17 protein-coding genes are annotated in these 23,599 nt (G+C 55.9%); 8 read left to right on the top strand and 9 right to left on the bottom strand.

Features of this window, described 5'->3' with window-relative positions:
* Positions 1-195: 195 nt before the first annotated feature.
* The 4 genes from HG15A2_RS02685 to dnaE form a co-directional block, all read right to left on the bottom strand.
* Positions 196-381, bottom strand: a complete 186-nt coding sequence (locus tag HG15A2_RS02685) for a hypothetical protein (RefSeq protein ID WP_145057581.1) — start codon at positions 379-381, stop codon at positions 196-198.
* A 12-nt stretch (positions 382-393) separates the two neighbouring features.
* Positions 394-552, bottom strand: a complete 159-nt coding sequence (locus tag HG15A2_RS23755) for a hypothetical protein (RefSeq protein ID WP_218932284.1) — start codon at positions 550-552, stop codon at positions 394-396.
* A 50-nt stretch (positions 553-602) separates the two neighbouring features.
* Positions 603-1,580: a UDP-glucuronic acid decarboxylase family protein gene (locus tag HG15A2_RS02680; protein ID WP_145057579.1), complete on the bottom strand. Its 978-nt coding sequence runs from the start codon at positions 1,578-1,580 to the stop codon at positions 603-605.
* A 307-nt stretch (positions 1,581-1,887) separates the two neighbouring features.
* On the bottom strand, positions 1,888-5,490 hold the full coding sequence (dnaE, locus tag HG15A2_RS02675; RefSeq protein ID WP_145057577.1) for a DNA polymerase III subunit alpha: 3,603 nt from the start codon (positions 5,488-5,490) through the stop codon (positions 1,888-1,890).
* Positions 5,491-5,747: 257 nt separating this feature from the next.
* On the opposite strand from dnaE, the gene HG15A2_RS02670 reads away from it, so the two are divergent.
* Positions 5,748-6,221, top strand: a complete 474-nt coding sequence (locus tag HG15A2_RS02670) for a hypothetical protein (protein WP_145057575.1) — start codon at positions 5,748-5,750, stop codon at positions 6,219-6,221.
* Positions 6,222-6,314: 93 nt separating this feature from the next.
* On the opposite strand, the gene HG15A2_RS02665 is transcribed toward HG15A2_RS02670, so the two are convergent.
* Positions 6,315-6,998 carry an FHA domain-containing protein gene (locus HG15A2_RS02665; RefSeq protein WP_145057573.1) on the bottom strand — a complete coding sequence of 228 codons (684 nt, stop codon included), beginning with the start codon at positions 6,996-6,998 and terminating at the stop codon, positions 6,315-6,317.
* 547 nt (positions 6,999-7,545) lie between these two features.
* Here HG15A2_RS02665 and HG15A2_RS02660 point away from each other — a divergent pair.
* The 3 genes from HG15A2_RS02660 (at position 7,546) to HG15A2_RS02650 (ending at position 10,468) form a co-directional block, all read left to right on the top strand.
* Positions 7,546-8,052, top strand: coding sequence for a TadE/TadG family type IV pilus assembly protein (locus HG15A2_RS02660; RefSeq protein WP_145057571.1), 507 nt, complete (start codon positions 7,546-7,548; stop codon positions 8,050-8,052).
* A 98-nt stretch (positions 8,053-8,150) separates the two neighbouring features.
* Complete coding sequence (locus tag HG15A2_RS02655; protein ID WP_145057569.1) at positions 8,151-8,630, top strand: TadE family protein; 480 nt, start codon at positions 8,151-8,153, stop codon at positions 8,628-8,630.
* 71 nt (positions 8,631-8,701) lie between these two features.
* Positions 8,702-10,468, top strand: coding sequence for a VWA domain-containing protein (locus HG15A2_RS02650; protein WP_145057567.1), 1,767 nt, complete (start codon positions 8,702-8,704; stop codon positions 10,466-10,468).
* 207 nt (positions 10,469-10,675) lie between these two features.
* Here the strand turns inward: HG15A2_RS02650 and HG15A2_RS02645 are convergent, their stop codons facing one another.
* Together HG15A2_RS02645 and HG15A2_RS02640 are read right to left on the bottom strand one after the other, a co-directional pair.
* Positions 10,676-11,095 carry a GlsB/YeaQ/YmgE family stress response membrane protein gene (locus HG15A2_RS02645; RefSeq protein WP_246117862.1) on the bottom strand — a complete coding sequence of 140 codons (420 nt, stop codon included), beginning with the start codon at positions 11,093-11,095 and terminating at the stop codon, positions 10,676-10,678.
* Positions 11,096-11,309: 214 nt separating this feature from the next.
* Entirely contained in the window at positions 11,310-12,209 is a 900-nt protein-coding gene (locus tag HG15A2_RS02640; protein ID WP_145057565.1) for a class I SAM-dependent methyltransferase, read from the bottom strand.
* A 314-nt stretch (positions 12,210-12,523) separates the two neighbouring features.
* Here HG15A2_RS02640 and uvrA point away from each other — a divergent pair, with 314 nt between their 5' ends.
* Entirely contained in the window at positions 12,524-19,537 is a 7,014-nt protein-coding gene (gene uvrA, locus HG15A2_RS02635) for an excinuclease ABC subunit UvrA (RefSeq protein WP_145057562.1), read from the top strand.
* 275 nt (positions 19,538-19,812) lie between these two features.
* Here uvrA and HG15A2_RS02630 read toward each other — a convergent pair whose 3' ends face one another.
* Positions 19,813-20,943, bottom strand: a complete 1,131-nt coding sequence (locus HG15A2_RS02630; RefSeq protein ID WP_246117861.1) for a fatty acid desaturase family protein — start codon at positions 20,941-20,943, stop codon at positions 19,813-19,815.
* A gap of 372 nt (positions 20,944-21,315) precedes the next feature.
* On the opposite strand from HG15A2_RS02630, the gene HG15A2_RS02625 reads away from it, so the two are divergent.
* From HG15A2_RS02625 to HG15A2_RS25015, 3 genes are all read left to right on the top strand, one after another.
* A complete protein-coding gene (locus tag HG15A2_RS02625; RefSeq protein WP_145057560.1) occupies positions 21,316-22,569 on the top strand; it encodes a beta-ketoacyl-[acyl-carrier-protein] synthase family protein in 1,254 nt (417 codons plus the stop codon).
* An 82-nt stretch (positions 22,570-22,651) separates the two neighbouring features.
* The gene (locus HG15A2_RS02620) at positions 22,652-22,894 is read left to right on the top strand and encodes a hypothetical protein (protein ID WP_145057558.1); all 243 of its coding nucleotides are present in this window, start codon (positions 22,652-22,654) and stop codon (positions 22,892-22,894) included.
* Positions 22,891-23,220, top strand: coding sequence for a type II toxin-antitoxin system RelE/ParE family toxin (locus HG15A2_RS25015; protein WP_145057556.1), 330 nt, complete (start codon positions 22,891-22,893; stop codon positions 23,218-23,220). Before HG15A2_RS02620 ends, HG15A2_RS25015 begins: the two co-directional genes overlap by 4 nt.
* Before the next feature lie 64 nt (positions 23,221-23,284).
* Here HG15A2_RS25015 and HG15A2_RS02610 read toward each other — a convergent pair whose 3' ends face one another.
* Positions 23,285-23,596 (bottom strand): hypothetical protein, encoded by a 312-nt coding sequence (locus tag HG15A2_RS02610; RefSeq protein ID WP_145057554.1) that lies wholly within the window; start codon positions 23,594-23,596, stop codon positions 23,285-23,287.
* Positions 23,597-23,599: the final 3 nt, after the last annotated feature.

Raw genomic sequence — 23,599 nt, 5'->3', positions numbered from 1 at the left:
GAGAAAGTGTCGGTGCTGCCCATTTTCTAGATTTGTGTACAGCTGACAGGGTTAACACCTCACAACCACCTCACTACAGCTCTTCGCATAGCCCAGGGCTCTCTTGACTGTCGGCGGAATAGCATAGGCTAGCTCGACTAGGCCACGCTCGCCGTAACGGATGCGTAAGGTTTCGCGAAGTTCTTCCTCGACATCTTAGGCGCTGGCGATTGATTCAGTAAACTTCACGACCTCCTGCAGCTCTTCGCTCAGCTCCCCGTAGTTGCCAGCAAGTACCGTGCTGAGTAGCCCTGCGTCGATCTTGGCCTGTTGGGCTTGGTTCACACCGATCTGCAAACAGGGCCCGCAGTCTTCACGACGCAAGGTCACCAACTGGGCCACGAACCATGCCTCTTAGGGCAGCTTATTCAGCGAGTTTGCAAACGGCATTATGCTGGCGAAGCGAAAGAACGCACCCGGAGAGACGTCAAGAATGTGACGCAGGTAGTCCATCGAGGCGTCTAGCTTCTTCTCCTCGGCAGCAAGCTTACGACGCAGAAACCAGCGGAACATGGCACTCCAAGCGGCTAGCGATAATCTACTCCCTAAAGGGCAGTGCAAACTCAGACAAAGTTCGGCGTTGGTGGGCGGTAGGTGGAAAGATCGATCGAGCGGAACCATTCAATTGTCTTCGCGAGGCCATCACGCAGAGATACTTCGGGTTCCCAGCCGAGCTTTTCTTTTGCCAACGAGATATCTGGGCGTCGCCGAGTGGGATCGTCCGCCGGAAGTGGCATTTCGATAAGCTTCGACTTGGCACCGGTAAGCTCGATCACTAACTCGGCCAGTTCACGGATCGTGAATTCACCTGGGTTGCCAACATTCACGGGGCCAATGAAGTCGTTGGGGCCATTCATCATGCGCACGATGCCTTCGATCAGATCGTCCCGATAGCAGAACGAACGCGTCTGACTACCGTCGCCGAAAATGGTGATATCCTCATCCGCGAGTGCTTGGCGAATAAAGTTCGATACGACGCGGCCGTCATAAGGATGCATGCGCGGTCCGTAGGTATTGAAAATGCGAACCAGCCGCACGTTTACTCCGTTGTGACGATGGTAGTCGCAGAAGAGCGTTTCCGCGGCACGCTTGCCTTCGTCGTAACAAGCCCGCGTGCCTATCGGATTTACGCATCCACGATAGCTTTCCACTTGCGGGTGAACCTCTGGGTCGCCGTAGACTTCGCTTGTCGAAGCTTGCAAAACTTTCGCGTTGCAACGTTTAGCGAGCCCCAGCGTGTGAATCGCTCCGAGGATGGAGGTCTTCATCGTTTTAATCGGATTGTACTGATAGTGTCCCGGAGCGGCTGGACAAGCAAAGTTGTAGATCTCGTCGACTTCCAAAAAAATCGGCTGCGTAATGTCATGTCGAATGAGTTCAAAGTTATGCGAGTCTAGTAAAGGCTCAACGTTCGACTTTTGGCTCGTGAAGAAATTATCCAGGCACAACACGTCGTGACCTTCGCCCACGAGTCGTTCGCAAAGGTGCGAGCCAAGAAAACCGGCACCGCCGGTAACGAGAATGCGTTTAATGAGTGACATAGTTGCCTAGTAATAGTTGCCTAATGAGTGTTGGGTAACACAATGTATTTGAACCACAGAGGGCACAGAGATCACGGAGAGAAATAAATTGGGCAATCTGTCTGAGCATGGCCTAGAGATGCAATACGGACAGACGCTGATTGAGCGGATCCTTGCGGCTTTCTCAATCAGTTAATTTCGCCAGCAGTAATTTTCTTCTTTCTCGATTTTTGATCGGCGTTTATCAGGCCAATCTGCATTCATCCGCGTCCCATTGGTCCTCTGTGGTTCGAATACTAAGGCTTCCATCATAGTCAGCGAACACCCGCTAGCCACGCCCTTTCTGCCACTTCTTTTGTCGGTTGCCGTTTCTTTGGGAAGGCTGCGGACGAGCGGTCTGTAGTTGGAGGTTGCCTGGGCCGAGAAGTCCATCGACCCGATCGCGGCATTCGCTGGTCAGGTCCACGCCTTGCCATTGGCTGTCCAGCCACAAGTGCCCGCCGCGTGCTAGGTCGAGTCGTAGCTTGAGTTTCTTGCGGCCCGGGTAGCCCCTTAGGATTTCCCGTAATTGCTTGAGTGCCTGTTCACCGTGCTTCTCCTCTTCCACGCGAATAACGACGCCGCTGCTGTACTTTTCGGGCAGCTCAGCGATAGGAATGAGCTCGTCAACGATCAGGTTTACTTCTTCCGCACCGGGGCGACGATCGACTTTGCCTTTGATCGCGAGAATGGCGTCCCCCTCGACATGCTCGCCGAATTCAGCAAATTGCTCCGGCCACATGATACAGCGAGTAATGCCGTCGAGATCTTCCAAATCCCACATGGCGTACTTGGTGTGAACTTGTCCCGGGCGAGGATTCTTGGTGTGCGAAAGCTTGATCGCCGCCAGCATGCCGCCCATGAGCACCTCGTCGCGATGCTCTAGCGCACCGATCGACTTACTGGAGTGCGTACAAAAGGTTCGCAGCGTCGTCTCGAACTCAGCCAGCGGATGACTACTGAGATAGAAGCCGAGGACTTCCTTCTCCAACACAAGTTGTTCTTTCTCTGGCCACGCAGTCATTGCCGGTAGATCGAGCGAGGCGTCGGTCACGGTTTCCTCTTCCTCAACGTCGTCAAACAAGCCTTTCTGACCGCTCTTGCGATTGTCGGCGGCTGCGGCTCCGGCTTGCATGGCGCGGTCGAGTGCTGCGAGGTACTGGGCCCGATTGCCGCCCAATTCATCGAATGCACCACTTTTCACGAGTGCCTCAATCGTGGCTCGATTGCAATCGGCTGCGTCGATGCGTTCACAGAAGTCGAAGATACTTTTGTACGGGCCACCTGCTTCTCGTTCTCGTTGGATCGACTCCGCAGCCGCACCACCGCACGCCTTGACAGCGCTCAGGCCGAAGTGAATCTTCTCACCCTCAACTCGGAACTCAGGCTCCCCGGCGTTCACACTCGGGGGTACGACTTCAATATCCATACGCCGGCAGTCTTCCAGATGCTCGACGAGCGCATCCTTGCTTTTAAAGTTTCTCCCCGGGATATCGCAGGAGAGGAGTGCCGCCATGAACTCCACCGGGTAGTGCGCTTTTAGGTAGGCCGTTTGGTAGGCGATCAAGGCATAGGCCGTCGAATGGCTCTTGTTGAAACCGTAGCCGGCGAACTTCTCGATCATTTCGAACAGTTCAACTGCCTTCTTCTTGTCGAGCCCTTGTTCCGTTGCACCGTTGATGAACTCCTCGCGATACTTCGCGATCATGGGCAGCTTTTTCTTGCTGATTGCTTTGATGCACGTGTACGCATTGGAGAGCTGAATGCCACCAAGCCGATTGAGAATCCGCATGACCTGCTCCTGGTAAACCATCACGCCATGAGTTTCCTCCAGGATGTCTTCCATCAACGGGTGCGGGTATTCCGCCGGCTTGCGACCATGCTTGACCTCGATGTACTGATCGACCATGCCCCCTTCGAGCGGGCCAGGACGATAAAGTGCCGCGGTAGCGATAATGTCGCGGAAGTGGTCGGGCTTCATGCGTTGCAGCAGATCGCGAATGCCGCCCGACTCAAGTTGGAAGATGCCTTTCGTTTCGCCACGACACAGCAGTGCGTAGCTTTCCTGGTCGTCGAGCGGGAAATCGTGCGGGTCGATTCGCTTGCCTTGCGATTGCTCGACGAGATCGACGGTGCGGGCAAGGATCGTGAGATTCCGCAATCCCAGGAAGTCCATCTTCAGCAGGCCGGCCTCTTCGACGTCGTTCATCGCCCATTGAGTGATGATTTCCGTCTTGCCCTTCACGCGTTGTAGGGGCACGTACTCGTCGACCGGCTTTTCAGCGATGACCACAGCCGCGGCATGCGTGCCTACGTTGCGTGCTAGGCCTTCGATTTTGCGGGCGAGGTCCAGCAGCTCGTGGATTTCCGGGTCGGCTTCGTAGGTCTTGTTGAGTTCGTCAGAGGTTTCCAACGCTTTGTCGATCGAAATGCCCAACTGATCAGGCACCATGCCGACGATTTGATCCACGCGGAAAATCGGGATACTCATCGTACGGCCCACATCGCGGATGGCCGCCCGTGCAGCCAGCGTGCCGAACGTGCCAATTTGTGCGACGTTCGCTTCGCCGTACTTATCCTTCACGTATTGAATGACTTCGCCGCGGCGTTCCTTGCAGAAGTCGATATCGATATCAGGCGCTTCTAAGCGATTTTCGTCGAGGAACCGCTCGAACAGCAGGTCGTAGTCCAGCGGACAGACGTGACTCATCTTCAGGGCGTAGCAAACCAGTGAGCCCACGCCCGAACCGCGTGCCGTGCAGGGTATACTCTCGCGTACAGCGAATCGCACGAAGTCCCATACGATGAGGAAGTAATCAGGAAATCCTAGCTTGTTGATCACGCCCAGCTCGCGATCAAGCCGGTCATGTACTTCTTGGGAGAGCTCTCCCGTGGCCGGATCCTCGTCCTTCCAGCGATGCGTCGCTTTCGCATAGCGCTCTTTGAGCCCCTCCACGCACAGCTCGTGCAGATACTCCTGAGAGTTCTTTTCTTCGGGCGGCTTAAACGTGGGGAAATGGCGTTTGCCTAGTTCCAGGTCGATGTCCACCGAATCGGCAATCTCTTGCGAGCGTCCCAAAGCTTCTGCCATATCGGGCAGCGCTTCAAACATCTGGTCCGCACTGCGCAGGAAGAACTGATCGCCCTCCATCTTCATGCGGTTTGTGTCCGTGCGGAACTTGCCCGTATTGATGCACAGCAGTACGTCTTGGGCCTCGGCATCTTCTTGGTTCACATAGTGAGCATCGCTAGTGGCAACCATCGGCAAGCCCATTTGGTTGGCCACGATGACTGCTGCCTCTTTCGCGAGACGCTGGATCTCTACGCCGTTGTCTTGCACTTCGATGAAGTAGCGATCATCGAATACCCCGTGAAACCAGCCGGCGATTTCTTTCGCGGCAACGATTTGCTCCTCCAGCGGGCCCTCGTTCCCATTGAGTAGCGAGCGGGAGAATTCACCCGATACGCAACCGCTCAAGCAGATGATTCCTTCGCTGTGCGCTTCTAGCAAGTCGCGATCGATGCGAGGCTTGTGATAGAAGCCTTCCAAGTAAGCACTGCTAGCCATCTTTACGAGGTTACGAAACCCGGTGGCATTCTTGGCAAGCAGCGTCAGATGATAGCTGGCCGCCTTGCTGGAGGCGGCGCCGCTGTGGTCGTGCCGACTGCCCGGTGCCACGTATGCCTCGTAACCGAGTACCGGATTGATGCCTGCCGCTTTGGCCGCTTTGTAAAACTGCAGCGAGCCATAGAGATTGCCGTGGTCGGTCAGCGCTAGCGCATTCATGCCCAGCTCTTTCGCCCGATTGACCAGCCCGCCGATGGGACTCGCTCCGTCAAGCAAACTGTAATGGCTATGGCAGTGAAGATGAACGAACGAGGGAGCGGGCATAACAGTGAGGAGCAGCTAGAGAGCCGGGTCGTCCCCGACCCCGATCCATGGGGTAGTCATTACACGTGAACCGTGATTGTACCTACTGCCCTGCCGTGATGTCACGGGGCTCATGTCATTCCGACGGGAGGCTCGCCGACCAAAGAATCCAAGCCTCGTTCCCACGCTCCTGCGTGGGAACGCAATATCCAGCCGCTCAGCGGCACTGACGTTGTATAATCGTGGAATGAGTTGAACTCAACGTGATAGGTCGGGGCATGAGATATCTGAAGTGGATTGCACCGCTTGTTTTCTGGGACGGCGTACTGCCTGCCTTTGTGATCTTGGTGACAGCCCTCTCAGACGCAATTTTTGGAAAAGGGGGACTAATCAATAGGAACGCATTCTTGGATGTCATGCTTATCGCTGGGCTGCCCTTGGCCTTCTTCGTGCTTCGTATTTTAGTTGGAAGGCGACGTTTACACGAGCTGGCTGCTGGTCAAACTATCTCTTGGAGGCTTTTTTTCTTCGTTCCTGCGTTATTGATACTCGCGTTGTTTGAGGCGGGAGGAATAGGGATCGGCCTGAGTGGAGTAGAGGTTCAGCCAGGGGACCTCCGAGTGTTCTTAGCGATTTACGGTGCCTACTTTTTACTGATGGCAGTTGCGTTCTTACCGGTAGGGTCATCTAGCCAAACGATTGAGATTGAGGATGAGGATAGAGTAGAGAACCCTTGGGCGTCGCTAGGATGAAGTTGAAGATTCATAGCGAAATGGAGTGCAATCGCCGCAGAGCGGCTGGCTCTTGCGTTCCCACGCGGGAGCGTGGGAACGAGGACCATAAAGCTACTTCTGCCCGGGCTCCCCAATCCTGCGCATGTACTCTGCCAGTTGCGATTGCATTTCCAAGAGATCTTGCCAGTAGGCGAGCGGGATCACGACGCGGCCGGTGTTTTCTTCGACCACGGCGTTTTGCAAAAGCTGACGAGCACGAAGGTGGAGGTATTCCAGTAACTCGGATACTTGCGCCGCTTGGCCCGGACTGAGCGACTCCGGCAAGTCAGGCGGGCTGGGGATGTGAAGCGTGCTTTGCAGGTCTTCTGAAGAACCTAGGCGGAAGGCAAAACTCATGGATTTCGAGTCGGCTGCCTGAGCAGAGATTTCGTCCGCGGTGATCTCGTTCGTGTCGCCCAGACCGCCGCGAAGTTCTTCCAAACGACTTGCGATTTGCTTGCGGGTGCCGAAGAGTAATACGGAACGGCCCAGAGTAATCACATCGCCGTAACGCAGAATCCGCAGGTGCGTATCCTCGCCGTTGACTCGCGTGCCGTTGGTGCTTTCCAGGTCGGTGAGAACCAGCTTGTCGCGATCTTCCTGGATTTTGAGATGGAAGCGGCTAATGCGTTCGTCATGCAACTGGACGGTGTTGCCTTCCTCCCGCCCGATCGTGATCGGCGTCTCGAGGGTTTCGTAAACATCCCCGCGGTCAGCGCCATCGAGCACGCGCAGAGTGATTTCGCCGTTTGTCACGCCAGTGTCGCCTGTCCACCTGAAGATGCCCGACCCAATCCGCCCACTCCCCGATCATTGTTTTTAACACGCCAGAGAGCGAGGGACAAGTAAAATAGGTAGGCAATTGTAGTTTCACGGGGAGGCGCAGAGGTCGGTAAGAGGTAGGCCGGAACGTGTACAACTCGTTCTAGCCTACGCAATCCTGTGTCCCGAGCGTTTCTACGCGGGGCTTTCGAGTTCGCATGTCCGAAAAAATGCCGAGTTGTTGCACTTACTGTTGCATTCTCGCCTCGACTTTCATTGGGCGTCAGTGGCGGAAAGTCCCCAATATTAGTTTTCTAGGAATCTTCCGACCGGCCTGAGATTATTGACATAGGATTCTAATAGCCGGAACTCCACAGACAATTCCATCTGCCCTTTTCAACGATTTCGGCTACCGCGGCACGACTGCCAAGAAAGCACGAGTGGCGCAACACTTTTCCTGAGTCCATTTCACTGAATTCGAACCGCCACCCAAGTTGCCTGCGCTGAGGCTTGCGCATGACAATCGCGGGAGTTTCCTGCCATGCCCCATCCAATACACAGCGAATCCCGTCGCACCTTGCTAAGTCGCAAACAAAGCGAGATTTGCCGTGGCACGTCTGCCGTGGAAGCAGCTTTCGTATTGCCGATCCTGTTCTTCTTCGTGCTTGCGCTCATCGAGCTGGGTCACGCGCAGATGGTAGCTAATCTGATGCAAAGTGCTTGTCGTAGTGGCGCCCGGCTCGGTTCGACCGAAGGGACCACCACCGCCCAAGTCTCGCAACGCGTGCACCAGACTCTCGGCTCAGCTATTTCGACGGATTCGCTCAACGTGTTTGTGAACGATGCCAGCAGCATGGACACGCCCGACTCCGATGGATCCGACGCTAGTGAAATCGAAGCCATGCCGGGCGTGGAAGTCGCCAATGCCGAGCCGCGTCAGTTAATCGTTGTGCGTGCGACGATTCCTTATAACGACATCGCGCTAGTGCCGATGCCCTTTATGAGTGGCGTTGTGCTGGGCGGTCAATCGTTTATCCGTCACGAATAATTCCACTACGAAATTCTTTTTGCTCTAGAGACCTACCTAACAACCTCCGCTCACCTATCCATTACCTAATCGCCTCGTCCCCTCTTGGAGTCTCAAAAATGTACCGTATTAAACCAATGAAAAATGGCTCGCGACTCGGGGCCGTGGCGGTAGAGTTTGCCGTCGTTGCGCCAGTTCTGCTGGCGATTGCCGTCGGGCTCATTGAGCTAAGCCGCGTCTACAACGCTCAAAACCTGCTGCAAACGGCCGCTCGCGAAGGGGCTCGCTTCGCGTCGATGGATCGCGTCGGCATGCTCACTGGTGGTGAAACTGCCAACAGTAAGATCGCTAATGACGTGAAGAACTACCTTGCTTCGGCAGGGATGGATCGCGATTCGATCGATGTGCTTATCCGCGATCACAATAATCCTGACCTGAATTTCAATCTCGACGATCCGGCAAACGACTTGAAGCTATTCGATGTGACCGTGGAAACCCCTTACTCTTCGGTAAGTTATACGCCAGTCCCGGAGGACAACGACTACACCTTGACCGCTTCGATCACCTTTCGAAATGGACGGTTGACCTATTCCGAATAGCCAATGCAACTATTGATCGAAACTTACAGGACTTTGTCACAGTTATACGCAGCTGGCCGTTGGAGGCACCTATGAACATCACGACTAAGAACAACATGATATTGGGGCTCGCACGGGCCCCTCGTCGCGGCATCGCCGTGGTGCTTACCGGCTTTTGCTTGTGCGTCGTATTCGCCTTCGTGGCCATGTCTGTCGATACGGGCCGCATGGTTCTCACAGAAACGCGTATGCAAAACGGCGTGGACGCTGCCGCCTTGGCTGCTGCTCAGGAAATCACTGCTGCGGTTTACGCTGCTGGTTCGGGCGATGGCTCGGTCGATCTCGACGCGAACTCTATTGCTGCGGATGCGGCACGCGCCATGGCAGAGCAAGTCGCTGCTGCAAATGGCGTCTACATTAACCCTGCTACCGATGTGCGATTCGGCAAGCGAGCCTACAACGAAGCGACACACACGTGGCCCATTGTATGGGACGCCTCACCCTACAACGTCGTGCAAGTGGTCGCCCGTCGTACGGACGAAGATGTGGAGGCCCCCGATGGCCAGTTGCCATTGGCCTTCGGCTGGGCGGTGGGTCGTTCGACGGTACCACTGCAAACCTCAGCCACGGCGTTTGTTGAGGCGCGTGACCTCGTGGTCGTGCTCGACTTCTCTGCCTCGATGAACGACGACAGCTCGCTAAATAGCATCAACTCGCTCGGGCAATCGGCCGTGGAAGACTCGCTCGACGCGATGTGGGATTCGCTGGTCGCTGCGGACGTTCGGTGGAGTAACACCGGCAATCCCAAGTGCTTGTCGGCATTCGGGCGGATCGATTCCCACGCCGGCATTTACTACAACAGCAGCAATACTAACACCATATTCAATTACCTCCAAGTCGGTGCGCGCTATTCGGATGGCACCCCCAAGTACCCGTTCCCACAAGCTGGCCGCTACAGCGATGGTTCGCCACGACCGCAGCCTAGTGCAAGCTATAGCGATTCCCTCTGGAAGGACTATATCAATCACACCCGCCGGATAAGTGGGCCTTACCGCAAGAAGTACGGCTATCGCACGATGATGAATTACCTGCAGGAAAATCGCTACAGTCGTACCCATTCGGAGGACATGTGGCGGATGCCTCACTATCCGTTCAATGCGATCAAGAACGGTGCGTCGCTGTTCTGCGATTTCCTCACCGAGCTCGACTTTGGCGATGAACTGGGCCTTGTCAGCTACGGTGCCTACGCCGTTAAGGAGTGGAGCCATTTCGATGGTGAAGTAGACATCGACATTAGCGACGATCCCATCACCAACGACTACGCCACGATCGATACCATCCAACGCCGTCATCAAGCGGGTGACTACGACGGCTGGACAGGCATGGGCGATGGTGTGCTCAAAGCGCATGAACTGTTGATCGGGTCATCGAGCGATCCTCAGGACGATGGACATGTACGCTACGGTGCTCGGCCAACGATGCTCATCATGACCGATGGTCAAACCAACCAAGGCCCCTCGGGATGGAGCTTGCCTTCGAGCTTTGAATGGGACGATTGGACTGACTACGACGGCGATGGCAATGCCGACTACTCAACCAACGACTGGAAGAAGCAATACGCGTTTTGGGAAGCCACCGAAGCGGCCAAGCGTGGCATCACGCTGCACACGATGGCCGTGGGTGCCGGTGCAGATCGCAACCTCATGAAGGCTATCGCCCATGCCGGCCAAGGTGTTTACATTAATGTACCCGGCGGAACGACCATTGCGGAGATGGAAGGCGACCTGATGGGTGCCTTCCGTCAGATTGCAGCAAAAGTTCCGCCACCGAAACTCGTCTTCGAATTGACAGCAGAGTAGACAGAAAATATGGTTTAGGACCTCGGGCTTCACAACCTGACTCGCCCCAAGACAGCTGGCGGCGTCGAACCGCGGTTACCGTGTCCTGGACCGCGCTAGATGTCGCCGGCTGTCATTCTGTAGGGGGAATAGGTATGAGGGGATGAGATACTAGTGAGTTAGGGAATCGGGGTTTGCAACAAATCCCATTCCCTAACAACCTACTAGCTAATCCTCATACGCAGCAGTGTCGTACCGCTTGCGGCTTCCGTACCCACGACGCCTGCGATGCGAACGCGTGACGTACTCACCTTCGACAAAGTAATAGCCGCCTAACATTTTGTAGAAGAACAGAATTATCAGCGTGCCGGCCGTACCCACAAGCATGCCCATTGGGCTGATCGGAATCACACGCACGCCCGCGCGAAAGTAGCTCGCCACACCGCAGCCCAGGATCGTGCCCCCGATGCCCATGATCACCGTGGCGATAGCACCTCCCGGATCGCGCCCCGGCATGAGGCCCTTGGCCAACAGCCCGATGACCGTACCAAAGCCAATCCAAACGAGCACGTCATTCACCATTTGCTGCGCCGAATCGTCCAGCACAATGCCTTGAGTGGTGTTGAATTCTTGTAGGGCAAGTAGCATGGTTTCATCTCCTCAATCGCAGGGGCATCTCTTGAGGAGCGAAGCGTACAACACGCTAGCCAGTGGGAACAGATCAGCGCAATAAGCTTGCTAGCACGAAGGAAAATAGCCGCGAGCCAACGGCTCGCCGGGAATTTGCACTGCTGAAAAGCGTACTCTCTTGCTTCAGCAGGCCGCTGGCCCGCGGCTATTGAGTGAGATGGTGGGGTCTACGTTAATTGGGCCAACGAGCAAAAACGCCGCTTGGCAATTTCTTACCTTGTGCGGATTCGAGAAACAGATTGCCCGTTTTTCCGCCTTGGCCGCACTGACCGAAGATTCCCTCGGCGAGCATTGCTTCCAACTCAGCGGGGCCGATGTTGGGGGTATGGCAGGTGGTAAGAATGAACGCGCGGCGATCGCTCGTAAGCTCCCCAACGAGCTTTAGTAGTGGCAATAGGTCGCGACTGATTGACCAGGCTTCGCCTTTGGGACCGTGGCCGTAGCTCGGCGGATCGAGGATGACGGCGTCGTACTGATTGCCTCGCTTCACTTCACGTTGACAAAACTTCACCGCATCTTCCACGATCCAGCGGACTGGATGCTCGGCTAGGCCTGAGATTTCGGCATTTTTCCGAGCCCGCGCAACCATGCTCTTTGCGGCATCTACGTGGGTGACTTCTGCTCCAGCAACCGCGGCTGCCAGCGTGCTACCACCGGTGTAGGCAAAAAGATTGAGCACTTTCACCGCTGGAAGCTCACCGAGCCCCGATTGAGATCCAGCGCGTGCAATCTGCTTGGCGATCCATTGCCAGTTGGAAACTTGCTCAGGGAAAATTCCAACCTGTCCAGAAGGTAACCCAGTGAGCTTCATGCGAAACGCATGTGCATTGTCGATAGTGATAGGCAGCTCAATCTCTTGGGCGACCCACTTCTTATGGCTAGGCTTCCACCTGCCATCGGCGGCACGATCTCCTTCGAAGCGTGCGGTTACCCGTTTCCAAAGATCGGGAGACTGCCTTGCTCGCACCGCTGCCGGGCAAGGGCGGTCGAGCACCCAGGGGCCGAATTGCTCTAGCTTTCGCCCCTCGCCAAAGTCTAGGAGTTCGTAATCGTGAATGGTCGGTTGGATCATAGTTTTTCGTTGCTGCGAGGCCTTTTTGGCTCGCAACCCAATAGCCGCGGCCTAACAGGCCTTCGGGAATCTCGAACAATGCTTACCTACCGAGCAAATTCCCGGCATGCCATTGGCCCGTGGCTAGCAGGAATTATTACGCACTGAGTGAGAAGTTCGCTTTCGCACCAGAATTCGTCGCTTGGTCTCTGGCCGTGGTGCCCTATAATGGGTGGTTCGCTTCAGATTGAGTAAATATCGAGATTGAGCACCTCTCGATTGTACGCGCGCCCCCAGTAAATCCTACACCGCTGAATTCTACCCCGCACGGACGCATGCCCGCCTCAGATATCATCATCAAACGAGCCCGCGAGCACAATCTGTGCGATGTCGATCTCGTATTGCCTCGGAACAAGCTCATTTGCCTGACTGGAGTGTCCGGGAGCGGCAAGAGCTCGCTCGCCTTCGATACGCTCTATGCGGAAGGCCAGCGGCGCTATGTCGAGAGCCTGTCCACTTTCGCCCGACAATTCTTGGGGCAAATGCCTAAGCCGGATGTCGACCACATTAGCGGCCTGAGCCCGTCGATCTCGATTTCGCAGAAGTCCTCGGGCAATAATCCCCGGTCGACCGTGGGCACAATTACTGAAATCTACGACTTTCTTCGCGTGCTATACGCCCGTGTGGGACAGGGCCATTGCCCGAAGTGCGAGCAACCGATTACCGCCCAATCGCGCGAGCAGATCATCGCGCGAATTCTCGAACAGCCGGCGAAAACCAAATTCATGTTGCTTGCACCCGTGGTGCGGCGGCAAAAGGGTGAGTTTCGCGATCTGTTTGAAGACTTATTGAAGAAGGGATTTGTGCGTGCGCGTGTCGATGGCGAAGTTGTCATGCTGACTGAAGCGCCGGCACTAGATCGCCAGATGCGGCACAACATCGAAGTTGTCGTCGATCGGCTCACGATGAACGCCAACGTGCGAAGCCGATTGGCCGAGGCCGTGGAATTGGGTCTTAAGTTCGGTGAAGGCAACCTAATTGTGGCTCCCGAAGAGTCCGACAAGAGTGATACGCCTGTCGAAGCGCCCACCGAAGACGGCGCGAGCAAGCCCGTGAAGCAAAAGTCGAAGGATGTGTTCCTGTCTGCTGACTATGCGTGCAACTCATGTGGCTTGAGTTTTCAATCGCCCACACCGCAGTTGTTTAGTTTCAACAGTCCACAGGGCATGTGCTACGAGTGCGACGGGCTGGGCGACATGTACTCGTTCGACCCAGACAAGTTGGTGCCGGATGAGTCGCTCTCCTTCGCCAAGGGTGCCATTGAGCTAATCGGACCTTGGAAAGACCTCGGCCGGTGGAAGCGCCACATCTACGCCGGCGTTGCCGAGACGATGGAGCGCAAGCTGGAGCTTGAAGAAGGCTTCCTGCTGGAAACTCCCTGGGGCGAGCTCACCAAAGAGCAGCAAAGCATCTGGCTGTGGGGCACCGGCAACGAGCACATTACCTATACGTGGCGGGCCGGCAAATCGGGCCAAAAGTACGGCGGCGAGTTTGATGGCGTAATCCCCGAGTTGCTTGAAAAGTATCGCAGCGCAAAACGCAAGTCGCTAATCGCCAAACTCGAACAGTTCATGAACGTGATCCGTTGCCCGGATTGCAAGGGTGAACGACTTAACCCACAAGCCCGCTCTGTACGGCTCACAACGTCTGACCCTGCATTCACCGACTCGGCTACTGAGCGTGGCGCGAGCCTCACTTTGCCGGAAGTGAATCGCTTGCCACTGAGCGACGCGGCTGACTTTTTCTCCGGGCTGCAGCTCGACAAGACACAGCAAACAATCGCGTCGGAAGTTCTCAAAGAAATACGCGGTCGGCTCGGGTTCTTGACGAACGTGGGGCTGGAGTATCTCTCGCTGGGCCGCACCGCTCCGACACTTTCCGGCGGCGAGACGCAGCGTATTCGCCTAGCGGGCCAGATCGGCTGTGGATTGGTGGGTGTCCTGTACATACTTGATGAACCGTCGATCGGCTTGCATCCACGGGACAATGATCGGCTGATCTCCACGCTCGAACGCCTGCGAGACCAAGGCAATACGGTGGTCGTCGTAGAACACGACGAAGACACCATGCGCGCCGCCGATCACGTGATCGACTTCGGCCCTGGCCCCGGAGTGCGCGGCGGCCAAGTTGTCGGCGAAGGCACGGCCGATCAAATTGCGAAGAAGAAGGCGAGCGTCACAGGAGCATATCTCTCCGGTCGGAAGAAAATTGAAATACCGAAGAAGAGGAGAATCGAAGGTCAGGGCAATGACCGTGAGTCACTGGTAATTCGCGGCGCCAAACACAACAATCTTAAGAACGTCGATATCGAGATCCCGCTCGGTGCATTCGTTTGCGTGACCGGCGTTTCCGGCAGCGGAAAAAGTTCTCTAGTAAACGACATTCTTGTCGAAGCCTTACGCCGCGATCTGAACAACGGCAAAGGGTTGCCCGGCGAGCACGATTCGATTGAGGGGCTCGAGCATCTCGATAAGCTGATCGCGATCGACCAATCACCCATCGGACGCACGCCACGCTCGAACCCGGCCACCTACATCAAGGTCTTCGACGAGATTCGCAAGCTCTACACGCAACTCTCTGAGTCTAAGCGTCGTGGCTATCCGGCAGGGCGATTTAGCTTCAATGTGGTTGGCGGACGTTGCGAGGCGTGTAGCGGTAATGGCTCCAACAAGCTGGAAATGGACTTCCTGGCTGACGTGTGGATCGAGTGCAATGTGTGCAACGGGCATCGCTTCAATCACGAAACCCTGCAAGTAAAGTATCGCGAGAAGTCGATTGCAGACGTGTTGGAGATGGACATCCAAGAGGCACTTAAGCATTTCGAGAATATCCCCAAGATTTACGAGAAACTGCAAACGCTTCATGCCGTGGGACTCGATTACATGAAGCTGGGTCAACCCTCGCCGACACTTTCCGGTGGTGAGGCACAGCGGATCAAGCTTGCCCGTGAGTTAGTAAAGAAGTCCACAGGCAAAACGCTCTATCTGCTCGACGAGCCCACGACCGGCTTGCACTTCGCTGACATTGAATTGCTACTCAAAGTGCTGCACGACTTTGTCGACGCAGGCAATACAGTATTGGTGGTCGAGCATAACCTTGACGTCATTAAGACGGCCGACTGGCTCATCGACATCGGGCCTGAGGGTGGCAAGAACGGTGGGGAGTTGGTCACTGCAGGTACGCCCGAGGATATTGTCGCATTTTCCAAGACAGAAGGCGGTGGGCGGAAAGGAGAGAAGTCCGCTCTCGTTTCTCATACGGGCAAGTCCCTTGCTCCCTATCTCGACGGCACAGTTGCTGAAGTGGGAGCTGCGAAGGCCACGCGTCGGAAGCAGATTGAACAGGCAACGCATATCACCGTGCAGGGTGCGAGCCAGCACAACCTGCGTGGCGTGGATGTGAAAATTCCTCGCGAAGAATTCACCGTATTCTGCGGCCCCAGCGGTTCTGGCAAGACCTCGCTCGCCATGGACACCATCTACGCCGAGGGGCAACGGCGCTACGTGGAGAGCCTGAGTTCCTACGCACGGCAGTTCGTCGGCCAGATGCAGAAGCCGGCGGTCGAGCATATCGAAGGGCTTTCCCCGGCCATCGCGATCGAACAACGCAGTGCCGGTCACACCCCGCGTTCAACAGTAGGTACGGTCACAGAGATTTACGACTACTTCCGCATTTTGCTGTCGCGACTTGGGCAAATGTATTGCCCCGACTGCGATACTGAAGTGGGTACTCAGTCGGCCGATGAAGTCATCGACTCAGTACTCAGTGAACCTGAAGGTACGAAGGCCTATCTAATGGCGCCAGTAGCTCTTGCCCAGGGTGACAGGTACGAAGACCTGTGGGATAAGCTGCGTACCGATGGCTATCAGCGTGTACGAGTTGACGGTCAAACGCAGCAACTCGACGCGATGCCTTCGATCGATCGCCGGCAGAAGCACGCGATCGAGGTAATCGTCGATCGCGTCACAATCAAACAAGCTAGCCGGGCAAGGCTGGCCGATAGCATTGAGAATACACTTGCTCTAGGCAAGGGCATCTTGCACCTAGCGATTGCTACCGACGATACGCCCGAAGAGCGCTGGCCTGTGCGAATCCACAGTCAGCACCTCGTCTGTGGCGATTGCGGTCGCAGCTTCGAGACTCTTTCACCGCATCACTTCTCGTTTAACAGCACCCTTGGCTGGTGTCATGCCTGCGAAGGACTCGGTACGGACCTGGGTGCCAATCCGGCCGTGTTGTTCCGCAGCATGGAAATGACTCTCGCCGAAGGGGCCGTACTTGTGTGGCCCGGCGTCAAGCAACCGTTGTTCAACGCCATGCTCGATGCACTGGCTAAGCACACTGGGCTGCCGCTGGACATGCCGTTCGATCAACTCTCGCCTAAGCATCGCCGCACGGTCATGTACGGTACGGGCGACGACTGGATCGAAGTGAAAGTCGAAAGTAGCAAGGAGAATACGGGCAAAAAGTCCAAGTCGAAAAAAGCGAAGACCGTTCCTACTTTCCATTTCCAGTACAAGGGTTTGTACCCTGCACTGGAGGAAGCGTCTCGCATGTCGCCGCGGTTACGCGGGAAGTTGGAACATTTAGTGGGTGAGATCGAGTGCAGCGAATGCGGCGGAAGTCGATTGCGTGACGATTCGTCAGCGGTACGATTCCAAGATCGCACGATTGCTGAGTACTCGCGTACACCGCTCTCCCAGTTGCTCGCAATCGTGAAGAAGTGGAAATTGCCCGCCAACCAGAAAAAAATTGCCGGCGAATTGGTGCGTGAGATTGGCAATCGGCTCACCTTCCTCGTAGATGTGGGGCTCGAATATCTCACCATTGGACGCTCTGCCCCCACACTTTCCGGTGGCGAGTCGCAACGTATTCGCCTCGCCAGCCAAGTTGGTAGCGGACTCGTGGGCGTATTGTACGTGCTGGACGAGCCGACCATCGGCCTGCACCCTCGCGATAATGCCCGTCTAGTGTCCGCGCTGCACAAATTACGCGACCTCGGCAACACGTTGCTCGTCGTCGAACATGATCGTGATGTCATCGCCGGTGCCGACAACCTGCTGGACTTCGGTCCTGCGGCAGGTCGCCTGGGTGGCGAGATCGTGGCCCGCGGTACGCCTGATGAAGTTTCCAAGAAACGCAAGAGCGTAACCGGCCCCTATCTCAGTGGCAAAAAAGGCATTTCCGTTCCCACAAACCGCCGCATGTTCGACGGAGCGCTCACGGTGAAGGGAGCCCGGCATCACAACCTCAAGAACATCACGGTCGACTTCCCACTCGGCACACTCACCGCGGTGACAGGGGTCTCTGGCAGCGGGAAAAGTTCGCTGGTTGAGGACGTGCTCCACGCCCAGCTTGCCAGGACGTTGCACCGTGCGAAAACCGTTCCTGGCGCACACGACCACATTGCTGGCGTAGAGCAAATTGATAAAGTCATTCGCGTGGACCAACGCCCACTGGGCAACACACCAACGTCCAATCCCGCAACGTACACCGGCCTATTTGATTTAGTTCGAGAGTTATTCTCCCAGTTACCCGATGCGAAGCTCCGTGGCTATTCCGCTCGACGGTTTAGCTTCAACGTCCCCGGTGGACGCTGCGATGCGTGCGACGGGGCAGGGCAGTTGTGTATTGAAATGCACTTCCTGCCCGACGTGTGGGTCCCCTGCGATACGTGCCACGGAAAACGCTACAACCCAGAGACCTTGGAAGTCGAGTATCGCGGACGTTCCATCGCGGACGTGCTGGAAATGTCCTGCGGCGAAGCGGTGGAATTGTTCGAAAACATCCCCAAGATTCGCAAGATCCTGCAAACGCTCGTCGATGTGGGTCTCGACTATGTTGCCTTGGGGCAAAGCGCGGCCACCCTATCCGGTGGTGAAGCCCAGCGCGTGAAGCTTGCCTCGGAACTTTCGCGCCCCGACACGGGTCGCACGCTTTATCTGCTCGACGAGCCTACGACGGGCCTGCACTTCGACGATATTCGCAAGCTACTCGACGTGCTACATCGACTCGTCGATTTAGGAAATACGGTCGTCGTGATCGAACACAATCTCGACGTGATCAAGCAATGCGATTGGATCATCGACATCGGCCCCGAAGCAGGTGCCGAAGGTGGGAGCGTCGTAGCTTGCGGAACGCCAGAACAAATAGCAGAGCTGAAGACAACGAAAAAAGGGAAGAAGAACGCGGTTGTTTCCCACACCGCTGGCGTCTTGGCGGGTGTACTCAAGGATGGCCCCCACGAGAAACGCGAGCTGTACGACTTTCAGGCAGCGGCTGCCCCTCAGAAGGGGGACCTTGCGATTTCCGATCTCGGCGCCGAAATCGATATGCCGTGGGAAACCGATGGGAGACGCTGGCACACGCGCGATCGCATCACGCGTGCTGGGGAGCATTGTCACTGGGAAGGCAAGATTCTTGAGACGCTCACAGATCGCATCCACGAGCTCGGGGAGTTTAGTGCCACGGACTGGAGCGCCCGCACGGTCGTTGAAATCGCTGCCGAGAAGAAGTCGGACGGTTGGTTCTTCCACGCGATCACCGGTGAGCCTTGGTTACTGAAGCTCAAGTTCCGCACCGCCAAGAAAACTTTCCAGCGCGATCAACTCGTGGTCGATCTTGGACTAAAATCCCTGAACGACATTCCCGAAATCGAGGCCTACGGGCGCGATCCTCGAGTCAAGTGCAAGAACCTAAGAGGCCCGTTCCAAGAGGTGCAGATCGCCGCACACAGCTGGGAGGAAATCGACACGCCCGCGTTCTGGGCGTTCGTAGAAAAGGCAGTGGCCGGGTTCAACAAGTTCACTGATCGCGTCCAGCAAAAGCCAGAAGATGTCATGCCGTGGAAAGTGCTCGGCAAGAAGTGGCACCTCGCTCGCAAGGGTTTCCCCCCGGGGAAGAAGGTCGCTTGGCCGATCGAACTGTTGGAAGAGCTGCTAGAATTGGTCTCGGAAACCGCTTCCGAAGGCACAGGTAGTAGCGAACCGCAATTCCTCTGGAACAACCAGCAAGTAATCCACCTGATGGTACCCGGTAGCAGCGACCCGTGGGCGACAGTTCACACGAAGCGGCTTGCTGGTGTCGACCTGCTGCTCAATGGCCCCAGCGGTGCCTTCGCTACGGGACGAATCGCTGAAATCGGTTCGCAGCGAATCATCAAGACGGAGTCCGACTCCCGTGACCAGGTAAAGTTCCGCTTCACGTCACTGGAAGACTTGCAGCTTGGCGATTTGCCCGAGTTCCTCGCGGAGCACCTCGACGCGGTGCGCGGGGCGATGGCGAATTGAGCCGTGCCCCAATTTTTTTCTGAACCACAGAGATCACAGAGAAGAACGAGAGGCAGTAACTCCTCGAAAGCCTATACAAAAGAGCGGTCTATCGACATGAGTTTGACTACGAGATAGGACATGCCCAGAAAACAATTCTTGAGTGCTTTAGCGCTGGCGGGTCTGGGTACTTTGGCTTTTGGGGGAGGAGTCGGAGCGGCATTTGGTCAAACGCATCGTTTGTTTCTCCGTGAACCTCCGTGTCCTCTGTGGTCCAACAAGATGTGGCAACCAACTCAGGCCGGGGCAGCAATTTCGGTGGGCGGCACGCCGCGCCCACTGCTACGGGCCCTTTTCCACAGGAGCCACAGGGCCCCAGTCAGCGAATGGGCATCGCAGCGGCGATAAGGCGACTCCTCAGGCAGCTCTTTCACGAGACGCTTGTGAGCGGTCGCCAGTGCGTGGTAGGGCATCGTGGGGAAGATGTGATGAAGTGCATGATAGCGAAGCCCCACGGGGGCCCACAATGCTCCAAGAATTGGGCTGTTGGGGTAATTCACTGAATCGAGCATTTGATCAACGAAGTTCATTTCCTCGCCCTTGTTCGTCCAGCGGTGCGAACCCAAAGTTCGCAAAGCGTTGATCGTGAGAATGAAAACCGCGGTAAGATAGACTTGCAGGAGCAACATCTTGGGCAGAGGCTCGCTGGCAAGAACGCCAAAGCTCGTAAAGAAGCGAATACCCACAAACCAAATGAACAGGAAGCACCCAACTTCCTGCAATCGCATGATGCGGCGGACCTTTTTCGTAGGCAACGGGCGGATGTACTTGGGGTCCATGATCATGGACGACGCATGCCGGTGAACTAACTCTCGGAGTGGCTTGCTAATCCATGTAAGCGGCGTGAGAATGCCAAATCGAAATACGGCGAGAATCGGCACTACGAAAATTTGGCTTAGGTACGCAAGGAGCTGCCACGCTGGCAGTTGAGCAAGCGGGATATACTCGCCGTCTTCAGCCGTGCCATAGTGCTTGCGACGATGATGATCGAGGTGCGTGTAGTAAAGAAACGTCGGCGCGAGGAAGGGAATTCCGCACAGCAAATTCCACACAATGCGAAAAGCCGTGAACTCGCCAGTGCGGATGTGAACCAGCTCATGGATGAACAGCACACACCGGTAGTACAGCAGCCCAGACACCACAAAAAACAAAATCGACAGCGGCCAGTGCAAGGCAATGTTGTCGGTGATATGTTCAGGGTGCAGAACGAGTCCAAAGCACACCACACCAACGGCCCAACTAATCAGAAAGTCCGGCCAGTAAATCCACGGATTGGGCTTGAAGAACTCGCCGACGATGCTCCTCGCTTGCGAAAGCGAAAACTGGGTATTGGCGCTACGTTCGCTGGTAGCCGTAGTCTCAATCACAATAGTGCACGTTCCTAGAATAACGCTTTTTAAGGCTACCAGCAGTAATTACGCATTGGCAACTACCGTGGATAGCTTCGTCGTGAACCCTCTCAGTCGACGGCCCTCTCAGTCGATCGCCTCTTCTGAAGGCGGATAACCGTCTTTGATGTTACAGAATGTATTTTAATAACACAACAATCTACTTACCAGCGACAGGATGACATCAATAGCTTGTGAGCCCCGCCTAGCGTGGATAGACTGACCAGCTAGGCTGGTACTTATAGCCATATTTCTGGGCAATCGCTGCCCAGATTTGTACGTCCGATCATGCCCTGCCACTTCCGCTGGGCCGCTGAGCAAAGAGAGTCTGTCAAATAACAAGACCGCCCCGTGAACGAAGTCGTAATCACCGCTGTAGGTATCGTCTCCCCGATAGGAATCGGGAACGAGCAGGTGTGGCACTCCATCGAAAATCGCACCAGCGGGGTTCGCTCCGTGCCGGAGCTAGTCGAGGCAGGTTTGCCGGTGCCCATCTGCGGCTCGGTCGTGGATTTCGAAGCAAAGCAATTCGTGAAGCCGCGGAAAAGCTTGAAAGTTATGTCCCGCGAAACGCAGATCGGCTTCGCCGCCGCGGAACTCGCCTGGCAGGATGCTGGGCTTGAAGAGGGCAATGTCGATCCAGAACGCTTTGGCGTGATCAATGGCGCGAACATGTTTGCGCCCGAAACGCTTGAGATGGTTGCCGCCATCCACGCGTGCGATACTCAAGGTCGCTTCGACTTTACCCGCTGGGGCAAAGAGGGTATGCCCGAGATCATCCCGCTGTGGCTGCTAAAGTTCCTACCGAACATGACGCCCTGCCATATCGGAATTTTTCACGACGCACGCGGACCGACCAATTCCATCGTAGGGGGTGAAGGCTCTGGACTGTGCGCGCTCATCGAAGCGACCAACGTGATCGAGCGAGGACATGCAGACCTGATGGTCGCAGGCGGCAATAGTTCGCGACTGAATCTTATGGACCTGATGTGGCACGGCGACGTCGATCTCACCAAGCGAGTGCAATCACCTAGTGAGGCGATGCGACCCTTCGATGCCAACCGCGACGGCTACGTGAACGGCGAAGGTGCCGCCATGTACACACTGGAAAGTCGCCAACATGCCGAAGCACGGGGAGCGGCAATAATTGGGACGATTCGCGGCTACGCACGACGTAGCGAGCCAAGCGCCGCATCGCAGAAGCCAAGCGGCCAATCCATATGTCAATCGATTGATGCGTCGCTCCAGAGTGCCAATCTCACTGCTGGCGACATCGGCCACGTAAACGCCCACGGCCTGAGTACGCCCCATGCGGACAGAATCGAAGCGGAAGCGATCTGCGCAAAGCTAGGCGATGTGCCCGTCACTGCGCCAAAGAGCTACTTCGGCCATCTGGGGGCAGGCAGCGGAGCAGTGGAACTTGCCGTGAGCCTGCTCGCACTCAGGCATGGGAAGATCCCCCCCACGCTCAACCACGAATCGCCTGATCCCGCTTGCCCGGTGAATGTGGTCAGTGAGATGCAGGCAAGCAACCAGAACACAGTAATGGCGTTGAATCATAAATCTATGGGACAAGCGGTGGCGCTGGTGGTCGAGAGTGCTTAGCGAAGGTTGTTCGTTGAGCTTGCTCGTCACAAGGACCATCTCGGTTTTTGACTCCTCTCAAGAAACGAGGTAAACTTTAGGCATGACAACCATGCAGCAGCTTGACGAATTTAGCCGCTTCGCGAAGCAATTAGTTGAACGCGAAGGCGAGCAACTCCCTCTCGACGCGATTTTCGATCGCTGGCATCAAGAAGCATTCCGCGATGACGATCTCGCAAGAATCCAGGCTTCTGCCGAGGACTATGGGCAGGGTGAGCGCGGCGTCCCCTTGGACACGTTTCTCGCAGAGTTCGACGCACGAAGAATTTCTGAGCAGAATCAGTGACCTTCTCGATAGAATTGTTGCCGCGAGCCCAGGGCGACTTCGAGGTTATGTTCAGCTATCTCTGGAAGCGCTCACCCGAGGGTGCTGAGAGCTGGCGACAAGCTTTCGAACTCGCAACAAAGCGCCTCAAAACGAACCCCCTCAGCTGCGGGCTCGCTCCCGAGAATAAACACTTTGTATTCGAACTTCGGCAGCTCTTGTTCAAGACTCGCTATGGAAGGACCTACCGCGCAGTTTTCCGCATTGATGAATCACGCGTGAGCATTTTCCGATTGTGCGGCCCAGGACAGGCACCACTCAGCCTTGATGAGATTCCTTACCGTTGAGCGACTTCTTTTGCGACTTACACCTCGGCATTAGCCCGTGTAGCTGTGCCAACGTAATCCGACGTCACCGCCAACGGTACTGCCAAACGAGGTCGGCAATCAGGTAGGGTGCAACCCAGAGAGCCAGTACCAATCCAATCATGAAACCGCCGCGCCAACCGCGTGTAGAGAAGCAGTACCACAACAACGAAACGGGGAACAGCAAGAGAGCTAGAAAACCGTAGTCGTAGAAGAGCGTCCTCTTCCGTAGTTTGGAATCAGCGAGAATCCACAGAACCACGAGGACTCCCCATACAATTCCTACGAGTCGATGCCAGCTCTCACGTAACGGATGCCCAGCTACAGCAGCAGCGATCAAGCATGTGGTTACTGCCATCGA

It is taken from the genome of Adhaeretor mobilis (assembly GCF_007741515.1).
Taxonomy (GTDB): domain Bacteria; phylum Planctomycetota; class Planctomycetia; order Pirellulales; family Lacipirellulaceae; genus Adhaeretor; species Adhaeretor mobilis.
The sequence above is the reverse complement of the archived record's forward strand: the minus strand, read 5'-3'. Positions and strand labels throughout refer to the sequence as shown.